The organism is Aureimonas sp. N4 (genome assembly GCF_001463925.1).
Lineage (GTDB): Bacteria > Pseudomonadota > Alphaproteobacteria > Rhizobiales > Rhizobiaceae > Aureimonas > Aureimonas ureilytica_A.
In genome coordinates, this window is the sequence record NZ_BBWS01000063.1 from 1 (window position 1) to 10,269 (window position 10,269).

Consider the following 10,269-nt stretch of genomic DNA (forward strand, 5'->3'; position numbering starts at 1 on the left):
CAGACTTAGATGCGTAAATCGATTTGAAGATTTCATTTTAAACAAGTATAATATTCTCTATATCGAATTGAATGCGGCGCTTAGCACGGCGATATAATTTCGTTCACACATCTGTTAATTCAATCAATCGGCAACCATCCGCTCGTTCATGATCTAGCCTGATGGGTGCAGCCCCCTCTTGTTCTTGAGTTGCTCGAACATATAGCACCGGGCCCTGCGCAATTACTTAGTATGCGCTGCCGCCTTCTGCTCAATGGGCAGCGTTTTGATGATCAGGTGGGTGGCATTTCTCGAAGCCTGGGACACTGGTCGATCTTTTGGGAGGCGACCTCGATAAGGTTTGTCGTTCGATCGTGCCCCTTGTGAAGTGACACCGGCCGCGCGTCGGCTCGACGCTGGAAAATGGAAAAGCCGCCCCGATGGCAGGGCACCGGGGCGGCTTCACATCAGGAGGCAGACACCTTCATGACGAGGATCGCGTTCGGGTCCATCACGCCGCCGCCGACGCGCTTCGTCGTGTAGAAGCCGACGTACGGCTTGACCGTGAATGGATCGCGGAGGATGCGGATACCCGTCCGATCGTTGATGACGTAGCCCAGCCGGAAGTTGCCGAAGGCGATCGGCAGCGTGTTCGCTGCGATACTCGGCATGTTCTCATCGATCGTAACCGGGTAACCCAGCAACGTAGGGGGCTGGCCTTCGATGATGCTGGGACGCCAGAGGTAGTTTCCGCCCGCATCCTTGAACTGCGAGATGGCCGACGCGCTGTTGGAGTTCATGAGCCAGGTCGCGCCCTGCCGGTAAGGGGAGCGCAGAGCATAGACCATCTTGATCAAGGCATCGGGCGTGACGGCACTGGCGTTGCCGCTCGGCGTTGTGGCGATCGGGCCGCCCGGATGCTCGTTTTCGGAGACGCCGCCGGCAACGTAGGTCAGGAACCCGCGCGGTTTGTTCGAGCCGTCGCCGGCAATGAAGGCGATACCTTCCTGACGCTCGAATTCGGAACCAAGTTCGGCCGTGAACCACTCTTCGAGTTTGAAGTCGGCGTCGTCCACCAGCTGCTGCGACACCATCGGGAACGCATAGATTTCGCCATGGGGGAAGGTAATGGGCTTGAGTGCCGCCGTGGCCGTTTCGGGGCGGGGGGCGGTTTCCCCGACCCAGCCCGAGCCCCACGCGCCCGAATTCCAGATCGTTGAGTAGGCGCGGACGGAGGTTTCCACCACGTTCGCGATCTGACGGAACGGGCTGGCCGCGCGCTGCGCCTTCCGCACCTGCCGGTCCCATTCCGAAGGTGCGAGATACCCGCCAGCCTCGTTCACACCGGCCGACATGGCAGCGTTGATACGCTGGCGTTCGCCTTCGCGGTTCGCCACCTGCAACTGCATCTGATCCATGCCGGATCGCGCATAGGCGATGAACGACTGTGTATATGCCGGGTCAGGCGCGGGGCCGAGCGCGCCAGTATCCGGCATGATGCCGCCACCCAAATGGAACGCTGCCGCTCTTTCGGTCATGCCGTCAAGGGAAGCTTGAAAGTTGCCGAACCGCTTATCGACGGTTCCCTTGAACGCCTCGAAGGCTTCCAAAAGCTCGACCGACATTTTCACCGGGTCAGGAGCGGCACGAGGCGGGATGCAAACGGCAGCCGGGCGCGAGTGGAGATGGGCAGAAAGCGCAGCCAAGCCGCGCGTGGAAATTTCCGGGCGCATAAGCCCTCCTTGGATTCGGAAATTGAAGAAGGTCCGCGCGCTTTTGGCGTGCGAGGGGAGACAGACCGGCGATAGCGAGCATCGCGAAACGGCGTCTCAGGGCAGCGCCTGGCGTACCCTCATGCTTTGGAATTCACCGGCAGCGCCCGGCGTACCCATGAATTCCAACTTGCTTGATTATGCCGCTTAGCGGCTCCCGAGGCAAATGGGGTCAGTTGCCCCGCGCCTGGGTCATCTCGGAGGCGACGAACTGCAGGGTTTCAGCGGCGGAGCCGGGCCCGTCTTCCAGCTCGATCAGCGCCGCCCCGCAAGCGACCATCGATCTCGCGATGACGCTCCGGGGGAGCCCCTGCGCCAACCACGCGTTCGTCGTACGCTCGAGGAATGCCAGCGCTGTTTCCTGCGCCCAATCCTGCGATGTGTTTTCGGGTTCACGTTCGGCCATAGCCGGTCCCCTTTCGTTGTTTGAGTAAGCGGAAGGCGCGCAGCAGGTGCGCACCCCAATGAGTGCGTACCGCCCTGTTTCTCAGGGCCTACGGGCTACGCGTGGTCTGGGAGGTACGCAGGGGAAAAGGTGCGTACCGATATGCGCACCAAGGCAAAGCCTTATTGAGCAGAGGTTTCGGGCCGTATCGCAGGTACGCAAATCGAAAGTACGCACCCTGTTTTCGTGCAGGGGGATTAATTCTGCGAATGGGATCCCCTGCGGTTCAGCCCCCCTTCGGGCTGGATACTTTGGATGCCCCCTCCTCCCCTATGGAGCGGATCTCTGACTGCCCGCCGCGCCAGCGCCTTCAATCCTACTATCGCACCAGTCATGCGATGCCAGGGAAGCGGCCGTGCTTGAATTGGGGGCGCAACTGATGGGCCGCGGGCTGGCTACGCGTCACGCTGCCCCGGAATTAAACCGACAAGAGGCATAGCCAGATCGAAACGTTACCGCTTCACAATCCATCTCGAGCAAGGACCTAGTATGAGCATCATAGGTGGAAGGTGTGAAACTGCTTCTTTCAGTCGTTACCGAAACGTTGGAGACGCGATATGGGAAGCTCTTCACCATTTGGGTGTCGTTCGGTGCTTTCGCGTTCATCACGATCAGCATCTCATATCTGTTCGAACTGTGGGCAACACCAGCGCTATTCGACTGTCGCGCATTTTCAAAAAACTATGCGGCGTTTGTGGATTTCACCTTCGCACGTCTCCTTATTGCTAACTGGTGCATCTCTGCGTTTTTCCTTGCTTGGACCAAGGCAGGTAGACGCTTTCTCGCCAAGATTGGCGAATGGGCTGAAGACGCTTTGGCAGCGCTTTTTGGCGCATTCATAGGGGTCTCGCTCCTTTCCGTCATTGTGAACGATGATCGGGCGTTTCTCTTTATGGCACTTTTTTACAGTACAGAAGTATTATTTATCGACCTCACCATCAGGTATCTTATCGCGCCTATGTTCGAAAAACCCTCGCGGCTCGCATTTATATGGATTTTAGCTTCCCCCATATTCTCTCTCATGTGCTTACTCGACCCAGTTTACTATCCATGGAAAAGTCCAACGGCACCTACTCCCATTAGTGAATGCGTGGTGGGGCAGCCGAACGGCGCGTTCTGATTAGACCTCGTTGGATGCAGAGCCCCGTGCCTACATTTCCCAAATGGCCCGGCGCTCTGGCTCGAAGCGGTTGAGTTGGTCGCGCTCGATCGCGCCTTGCTCGCGCGCCAGCTTCTCAGCTTTCGACAGGATGCGGCGCGCCGGCTGCCACGTCTCGTCAGCGTCGAAGAGGTCGCCAATGTCGGGGCGCTCCCCCTCGCCCACGCATCCGGGTATCCAGATGCTGCGGGCCGGGAACACCCCACAGGCGACGAGGCGGCGCGCCTTCTCCTTCGTGATGTTCATTTCGAGGATCTTCGAGCGCGGCATCCGGTAGGCGTAGAAGCGTGATGCACCGGGCGCGTCATTCATGAGCGCTGGTCTCGCTTGCTGCCCGCGCCTTCTTCCTCGCCTCCGTCGCCTCGGCAACGCGAGCGTGCGCGCCCGTGCTTTCGATCGGCGGCAGTCCACGGCGTGAGGCAGCGCCGGCCGTCAGGCGGCGGACACGCTCTCTCACTCGCTCCATTTCCTCGGGCGTCGGCTGCGGCTCGGGCTCGGGCAACTCCACCTCGGGCAGGCCCACGAGCCAGGCGAGCCGATCATGCTCAAGCCGCCATTCGCCCTCGATCGAACGGGTCAGTTTTGACACTTCGGCCGGCGTCGGCGCGAAGGTGCGCGATAGCTCGGGCGGTGCCTCGTCTCGCAACAGCCGGCGCACGGCTTCCCGAACGGCCGGCTCGGATCGGCCGGGAAGCGCGATGAGGAACCCGTCATAGGTCTGTTGCTTGGTCGCGCTCACGTCCCGCGCCTTGAACGAGGTGTGAACCTGCCCCGCCACCCACGCGACAATCTGCCCGCCGTCCTCGGGAACGGGTTGCGCCAGCCGGCCGGCAATGTCGGCCATGGTGTGGGCGATGGTGCGGCGCTCCGCCTGCGTGAGGCCCCGGCCGGCCGGATAGGCGTAAGCGCCTGCATCAAGGCGGATGGTGCGTGCTTCGATTGCGGCGCTCAGCGAATTGCCGGCGGCGGCGCTCGGCTTCCTCTGCGAACATGCTGCCGGCGTCGATGGCGTCGGGATCAGCGGACCCATGGCCGTGGCCTCTCTCGTTGGGGGAATGGTCGATGGTTGGCGGCTGGCGACCGGCCGGAGGGGATCGGCCCCGGCGCTCGATCTCGGAGCGGACCCAGTTGCGCCAGGTCGCAGCCCAATCGAGCTTCACGCCATCCTTGCCGGGCTTGCCGCGCCAGAAGTCTAGAAATCGCGCAGCTTGGCTTCGAGCACGATCCGGCGCGAGGCCCATCTCGACCGCGAGGGCGATATCGGGCTCGAACCCGTCCACCCGCGTTCCGCGCTTCGCCCGCGCTGTACCGTCTCCATCACCGTCAGGTGATGGCGGGGATGGGGGGTGTTTTTCTTTGAAGGGGGGTGAAGGGGGGAAACTTTCTTTTTGCAGGGGGGAAGGGGGGTCACGCGTGACACCATCACTGTCACGCGTGACAGAGCGTGACGCGCGGCTTCTGGCCTGCCGAACCCGGTTTCCCTCGCGCTTCGCGGCCAGCCGGGTTTCGGCCTCTTCCTCGATCACGGAGACCACGCCGGCAAGCTGGTCGGCAGACAGACCCAGGGCGGCCAGCCTGCGCACCATGTCGGCGTTGACACGCATCAGCCCTTCACGTCCTCAAGGATCGTCACTGGCGAGCGAAGGACGTACCGGGCGTGCGTTCCCTTGAATTCGCCCCGGTTCGCTTCCTCGATCGTTTCGACGCGAATGCCCTTCCCCCGAAGCTTGAAGATGTAGTGCGACCAGCGCGGGGCCGGCCGATCGATGGGCGTCAGACCGATCATGCCGGCCGATAGGAGGGCTTCGAGCGCCCAGGCGTCACGGCCGACGATGTTGACGGGCTCCGCCGCGTCCCCGACCAGAACGCGAAGCGTGCGCCGGCTCATCGGGTTTGCCCTTCGTGCGCCGGCCGGCCGATGACGGCGCGGGCGGGATCGCATCGGCGGCGGCGGGCGGCGGGCGGGCGTGCGCCATCGCCCCGAGCGAGCGGGTTCATCGTGTTCATGGGTTCGATCCAAAGCGTTCGACGCGCGCCGATCGGCGGCGGAGGTCAGGAAGTGTTGCGCCGGCCGAATTCAGGCTCGGGCACCATATGCTCTCGGGTGGCATTCGGAGGGGCCACAGATGGCCCAGGATGGCCGCTCAGCGCGACGGCCGTCCCTCGGGTGTCTGACGCTTGCGGGCAGCGTCGAGCTTGTAGGCTGTGTAAAGAAGCGCATAAGCGACTTCCCGCGCAAGCTTGAAGTGGAAGGCGATGAAATGCACCGGGCCGGGACTGTCGCCGGTCGGCGCGTCATCGATGCGAATTTCAGGATCGCCGCACTGCGTATGGAACGTGATCCGATTTTCGCGCCTGCCGTACTTGGGGACGGTCTCGAGAAGCTTCCGGTTCTCGCTCACCAAGCGTCCCCCTTCGGCGTGCCGTCTTCGTTCTCGCGGACCGGCCGGCGCGGGCGCTTGTCGGTGCGGGTGTCGTCATAGACCGCCTGAAGCGCGGCGATCAGCAAAGGTAGATGCCGGCGCTCGACGTTGAGGGACTGTGCAGGCGTGAACATCTCGTTCCCGTTTGGCCGGCCGTCCAGCGCAACATGGATGCGAGCTTCGGCCCCCTGGAAGTGGCGCGAGACCTTCATGCGAAGGCAGGGGCTCACATGCACCATTCGATAGCTCATCACCGCGCCCCGGTATTCGATCGCGCGGCAAGGCATTCTTCCGACGACTTGGCTCCCCCTCTCGCCTCCCTTTGTGCGAGCCAGTCGCGCAGAGCGGAACGCCTCGCGCTCACAGAGCGCCCAGTTCGGATTACCGGCATGTCGGTGGTGTCGAGCCAATGTTGGGCCTTCCTCTTGGTCAGCCCAAGGAAGACGCCGATGGCCCTAACACCATGGATCAAGTCCGCTTCGTTTTCAGCTTCTTGGTGCGTCACGCCCTACTCCTCTTGCGTCATCTCTTGCGTCACGGTCGCGCGGTCGTGCGGCGCGGCGACATGCTATGTCACTGTTTTTGCTGGTACATCCTGTATCAGCCCGGAACATGAAACGGCCCGGCTTCGGAAATCCGAACCGGGCCTATCCCATTGTTTTATATCATTTTTATCCGATTTTCGGCCGACCCACTGACGCCTAGACCCAGCAATTGTGGATCATGAAGAAGGACGACGCGCCGATCTCGATCGTGTCGCCGGCCATGGCGATGACGGACGCAGCGGACGCCGCCATGCCCATCACCTTGACGGTGATCGGCTGGGGATGCTCGCGCAGCACGTTGAAGATCCCGATACCTTCGAACATGTCGCCGCCCGGCGAATTGATATGCACCTCGACCGGACGGTCCCCGATCCCACGCAGCTGCGAGGTCACCTTCTTGGCCGTGATCCCGCCACCCGACCAGTAGTCCTCACCGATGCTGTCGAACATGGTGATGACATTGTCGTCGTAGGCGACGGCGCGGATGCCGGCCGCGTTCTGCCCCCAGCGGTCGAACACCTCCGGCTTGGTGAAAGCGTGGACGTCCTGTCGGATCGGCAGGGGCATCGCGCCCGGTCGGGCCTGTGCCATGACGCGGGGCATGATGCGCTTGCGCATGTCGGGTTCCTTTAAGGGTCGAGCTGCGGGCCACCGTTGTGGCCCATCATCGGATTGGAAAGATCGTCGCCGTCGGCATGGCGCGGCATATCCAAGAGGTCGCGCACCTCGTTCGGCGTCATGAAGGCCTGATGGCCACCGGCGCCGAGCGCCTTGGCGAAGAACTCGCCCTGATCCTTCATCGAACCGCGGATCAGGGCGCCATAATTGAACTTGGCCGAGAAGAGGTCCTTCTCGTCGTCTTCGAGAAGCGTCCGCTCAATCGCCTGCTGCCACGCCTCGAACCAGGGATTGAGCGCGAAACGGACGAAGAACTGGCCGAGCACGTCGATGCCCGAGCCCCAGCTCGTCTCGTCCACCATCAGGAGCGGGCGAGGAACGCCGAAGACGCGGGCGATTTCCTCGACCTGCCGTCCCCGGAGTGCGTTCGCCTCCGAATCCTTCACCGAAGGACCGGCCGCATTGTATTTCGTGCCACCCTCGAGGAGCGGCGTAGAGCCGGCTGTCGCGACGCCGGTATGGCGCGCCTGCCAGGATGTGGTCAGCCGGTCATAGGCTTCTGACGACAGTTCGTTCGGCGTCTCCAAAGTGCCGCCGATGAAGCTGCCGTTCTTGAAGACGTTCCGCATCGCCAATTCGGCGTCGAGGGCGAGCCGGATCGAATCTGCCGCCTGTTGCACAAGGGAAATGCCCCGCACCCCGTCGAGCGACTGGCCACGCAGATGAAAGATGTCCCGGGCCGAAAAGACCCGAGTCCCACCGGCCTTCGGTCGGTACTCGTAGGAGACCTCCCAGGTCGCTTCGTTGAACTTCGGCGTCATCCGGTCGGGATCGAGCGGTACCAGACGGACGATCTTCTCTCGGCCGGTCGCGATATCGCGGGCGCGAACCACCAAGGCATAGGCGTCCCCCTTCGCCAAGGCCCGCAGCTGCATGAGGCTCCGAAAGTCGAAGGCCGACTGCCAGCTGTTCGGCTGGCGATGCAGGAGCCGATCCAGCGGATGATTGCCGGCCGTTTCCTTGGTCGCGTCGTCGATCAGATGCAGCGGCAGCATGCCGATGGCCGACGAGATCAGCGTCACGCATCGGAAGACGGCCGGGTTTCGGAGGCCCTGGGCCAAGTTGATCGGGCCATCACCGTAGAGCCCCGCCCCGCCCCGCAAGAATTCAAGGAATGCAGGATCATTGATGTCCTGGAAGACGACGCCGCTCCCTTCCGCTCTCGGCGAGGAGCGCGCCGGCTCGGGCGCCGCCCCACCGAATAAGCGTTGAAAGAAGCCCATCACACCATCCGAATTCCACGCCTCTCATAGGGAGACGATGCCGCCACCTGCGGGTTCTTGCTCATGACGACGATGGCATCGAAGAAGGCCATCACCGGGTCGATCTTGGCATCGCCCGCATTCTGTTTCGTCGCGCGGATCGCGGTGGCCGTCGGCTCGATCTTCAGGTTCGACACGCACCACGACATCAGGCTGCTCTTGGCGTGGAGCAGCGTTCCGCTGGCGAGCTTGCGCTCGGCCGTCTTGATCGCGTTCATCATGCCGTAGCCCTGGGGCGCGCCGATCAGCAGCCCTTCGTCGGCTGTCACTCCGATCGTCGAGAGCGCATCGGCCAGTTCGCCAAGGCCGGCCGGATCGACCGCCACGGCCGCCAGAAGCCGGCGCGTCTTGATGGTCTCGACAATCTCGATGATCTCCGACACGTCGTCGAGCTTGTCGCTGACGATGGTCAGTTCCTTGAGCCTTTCGAAGTCCCGGAGTTGCGAAGCGATGCTCTTGCGCCGCTCCAATACGCCCTCGTGGCACCAGGCGTGTGCCCAGCAGAGCCAGTTCTGCGTTCCGATCTCGCGGCCGATCACCGCCAGCCCGAACAGATCGTCTAGGCCGCCACCGTCGATGCCGACCACGATCGCCTCGCAGCGGTCCATGATCGTCGCCAAGGCCAAGGCCTCGTCTTCGCGGGCATCCCAGAAATCGGCGCCGGGCCAGCGGTCCGACCGCAGGTTCATGCCGATCTCTTTGTTCAGGTGCTTGGCGAGGAAGGTGTTCCGGGTTTCCGGTGTCTTCGCCAGTTCCTTGCGCAGTTCGTCCTCGAGCCAGTCTTCGCGCACCGACCGGCCCATGTTCGGGTTGGTGATGTAGAAGTTCTTCGGGTTGAGGTGCTCGTCCCGGTCCAGCATCGCCTTCGGGAACTCGTAGATGACCCCGAGGCTTCGAGGGTCGTCGATCTTCCCGTCCCGGACGTCCCGGAAATAGTCCAGCTTCGCCTTGAACACACCGGCCGGCGGGGCGTCGCTCTGCGTCGAGAGCGAGATGATAAAGCCCTCCGGCCTCGACACGAGACCGCCGGTCGCCTCGCGCAGCATCGCGTCGGCATGCGGGCGCTTCCCGAAGAGCCATAGCTCGTCGATCAGCACGAAAGCGCCCTTCTTGCCCGACACCGTGTTGTTGTCGGCGGCGACCACCTTCAGGTTCGCCTTGGTCCGCCGGTGCGTGATCATGCGCAGGTGATCCTGCACATGGCATAGCTTGGTCAGTTCTGGGTTTGCTCGCACCATGTCGGCAGCGGGCTTGAACGAGTTCTGTGCGACCTCGATCGTCGGCGCGAGGATCAGAAGTTCATTCGACGGGCGCCAGTTGCGAAGGAGCGCCGTCAGCATAATGCCGGCAGCTATCGTCGATTTCGAGTTCTTCTTGGAGATGAGCAAAAAGTACTCGCGGATCAGGCGCTCGCCCTCGTCCTTATCGTACGCCCCGAAGATCGCGGCGACGAAATCGAACACCCACTGCCCGCAGGCCTCGCCAAAGGTCGGCGATCCCGGTGCATCGACAATGCGCAACTGCTTGAAGATGTGCAGCGCGGCATCGGCCTGGTCTTGAAAAAGCGGAGGGGACGCGATGAGCGACTGGCGGGCGACAATCCGCTTCTCCCAATCGGGGCAGGCTGTCGACCATTCCATCAGTTCACCGCGAACCCTTTACCTGGGGGCGGAGGCGCGGCGAACAGGCCGCCCACTTCCTCGGCCTCCGCCTGCCTTTGCGCCTTCTTGCCTTCCGGCGCGTTCGTTTCCGCCAGCGTCTTCAGCGCCTGCGCGATCGTCTTCAGCGTGTTCGCTCGCATCGGCAGCGACACCGCTCGCATCATCGCGTCGCGGCGACGCGGACTCTCGTCACCGGCCGTCGCCTCGTCGATCATGTCTTCGAGCTCACCCTGGCGGGACGTCACGCTGTCTAGTTCGTCCAGCATGCGGTCGGCCAGATCCCGGCCCCTCTGCACGGCGTCGGACGGATCGCTTACGCGCTTCGGGGCGGGCGGGCGGGGCGGG

Annotated in this window: 12 protein-coding genes and 1 pseudogene; 1 reads left to right on the forward strand and 12 read right to left on the reverse strand. The window is 62.9% G+C overall.

What is annotated here, in order from left to right:
- Positions 1–446 precede the first annotated feature (446 nt).
- Both AUL28_RS21380 and AUL28_RS21385 read right to left on the reverse strand, forming a co-directional pair.
- Entirely contained in the window at positions 447–1,712 is a 1,266-nt protein-coding gene (locus tag AUL28_RS21380; protein ID WP_082640626.1) for a phage major capsid protein, read from the reverse strand.
- 211 nt (positions 1,713–1,923) lie between these two features.
- Positions 1,924–2,157: a hypothetical protein gene (locus AUL28_RS21385; RefSeq protein WP_062223113.1), complete on the reverse strand. Its 234-nt coding sequence runs from the start codon at positions 2,155–2,157 to the stop codon at positions 1,924–1,926.
- Positions 2,158–2,707: 550 nt separating this feature from the next.
- Between AUL28_RS21385 and AUL28_RS21390 the strand changes: the two genes are divergently transcribed.
- On the forward strand, positions 2,708–3,316 hold the full coding sequence (locus AUL28_RS21390) for a hypothetical protein (protein WP_062223114.1): 609 nt from the start codon (positions 2,708–2,710) through the stop codon (positions 3,314–3,316).
- Positions 3,317–3,346: 30 nt separating this feature from the next.
- Here AUL28_RS21390 and AUL28_RS21395 read toward each other — a convergent pair whose 3' ends face one another.
- From AUL28_RS21395 to AUL28_RS23110, 10 genes and pseudogenes are all read right to left on the reverse strand, one after another.
- Positions 3,347–3,667 (reverse strand): hypothetical protein, encoded by a 321-nt coding sequence (locus AUL28_RS21395; RefSeq protein WP_062223116.1) that lies wholly within the window; start codon positions 3,665–3,667, stop codon positions 3,347–3,349.
- Positions 3,660–4,385, reverse strand: a complete 726-nt coding sequence (locus AUL28_RS21400; RefSeq protein WP_192843514.1) for a hypothetical protein — start codon at positions 4,383–4,385, stop codon at positions 3,660–3,662. The genes AUL28_RS21395 and AUL28_RS21400 overlap by 8 nt, the downstream gene beginning before the upstream one ends.
- Positions 4,270–4,959: a hypothetical protein gene (locus AUL28_RS22910; RefSeq protein WP_156420132.1), complete on the reverse strand. Its 690-nt coding sequence runs from the start codon at positions 4,957–4,959 to the stop codon at positions 4,270–4,272. The genes AUL28_RS21400 and AUL28_RS22910 overlap by 116 nt, the downstream gene beginning before the upstream one ends.
- Positions 4,959–5,243: a winged helix domain-containing protein gene (locus AUL28_RS21410; RefSeq protein WP_062236901.1), complete on the reverse strand. Its 285-nt coding sequence runs from the start codon at positions 5,241–5,243 to the stop codon at positions 4,959–4,961. Before AUL28_RS21410 ends, AUL28_RS22910 begins: the two co-directional genes overlap by 1 nt.
- Positions 5,244–5,499: 256 nt before the next feature.
- A complete protein-coding gene (locus tag AUL28_RS21415) occupies positions 5,500–5,760 on the reverse strand; it encodes a hypothetical protein (protein WP_062236904.1) in 261 nt (86 codons plus the stop codon).
- Positions 5,754–6,029 carry a hypothetical protein gene (locus tag AUL28_RS21420; protein WP_156420133.1) on the reverse strand — a complete coding sequence of 92 codons (276 nt, stop codon included), beginning with the start codon at positions 6,027–6,029 and terminating at the stop codon, positions 5,754–5,756. Before AUL28_RS21420 ends, AUL28_RS21415 begins: the two co-directional genes overlap by 7 nt.
- 450 nt (positions 6,030–6,479) lie before the next feature.
- Positions 6,480–6,941: a head maturation protease, ClpP-related gene (locus tag AUL28_RS21425; protein ID WP_306302772.1), complete on the reverse strand. Its 462-nt coding sequence runs from the start codon at positions 6,939–6,941 to the stop codon at positions 6,480–6,482.
- 11 nt (positions 6,942–6,952) lie between these two features.
- Entirely contained in the window at positions 6,953–8,062 is a 1,110-nt protein-coding gene (locus AUL28_RS21430; protein ID WP_244493597.1) for a phage portal protein, read from the reverse strand.
- A gap of 161 nt (positions 8,063–8,223) precedes the next feature.
- Entirely contained in the window at positions 8,224–9,903 is a 1,680-nt protein-coding gene (locus tag AUL28_RS21435) for a terminase large subunit (RefSeq protein ID WP_062236913.1), read from the reverse strand.
- A pseudogene (locus AUL28_RS23110) lies at positions 9,903–10,269 on the reverse strand (hypothetical protein); the annotation flags it as partial. The pseudogene AUL28_RS23110 and the gene AUL28_RS21435, both read right to left, overlap by 1 nt.

Excerpts from the sequence above, each read along its gene's own strand:
- AUL28_RS21380 (WP_082640626.1), bottom strand. The coding sequence starts at position 1,712 with ATGCGCCCGGAAATTTCCACGCGCGGCTTGGCTGCGCTTTCTGCCCAT.
- AUL28_RS21385 (WP_062223113.1), bottom strand. The coding sequence starts at position 2,157 with ATGGCCGAACGTGAACCCGAAAACACATCGCAGGATTGGGCGCAGGAA.
- AUL28_RS21395 (WP_062223116.1), bottom strand. The coding sequence starts at position 3,667 with ATGAATGACGCGCCCGGTGCATCACGCTTCTACGCCTACCGGATGCCG.
- AUL28_RS21400 (WP_192843514.1), bottom strand. The coding sequence starts at position 4,385 with ATGGGTCCGCTGATCCCGACGCCATCGACGCCGGCAGCATGTTCGCAG.
- AUL28_RS22910 (WP_156420132.1), bottom strand. The coding sequence starts at position 4,959 with ATGCGTGTCAACGCCGACATGGTGCGCAGGCTGGCCGCCCTGGGTCTG.
- AUL28_RS21410 (WP_062236901.1), bottom strand. The coding sequence starts at position 5,243 with ATGAGCCGGCGCACGCTTCGCGTTCTGGTCGGGGACGCGGCGGAGCCC.
- AUL28_RS21420 (WP_156420133.1), bottom strand. The coding sequence starts at position 6,029 with ATGAGCTATCGAATGGTGCATGTGAGCCCCTGCCTTCGCATGAAGGTC.
- AUL28_RS21425 (WP_306302772.1), bottom strand. The coding sequence starts at position 6,941 with ATGCGCAAGCGCATCATGCCCCGCGTCATGGCACAGGCCCGACCGGGC.
- AUL28_RS21435 (WP_062236913.1), bottom strand. The coding sequence starts at position 9,903 with ATGGAATGGTCGACAGCCTGCCCCGATTGGGAGAAGCGGATTGTCGCC.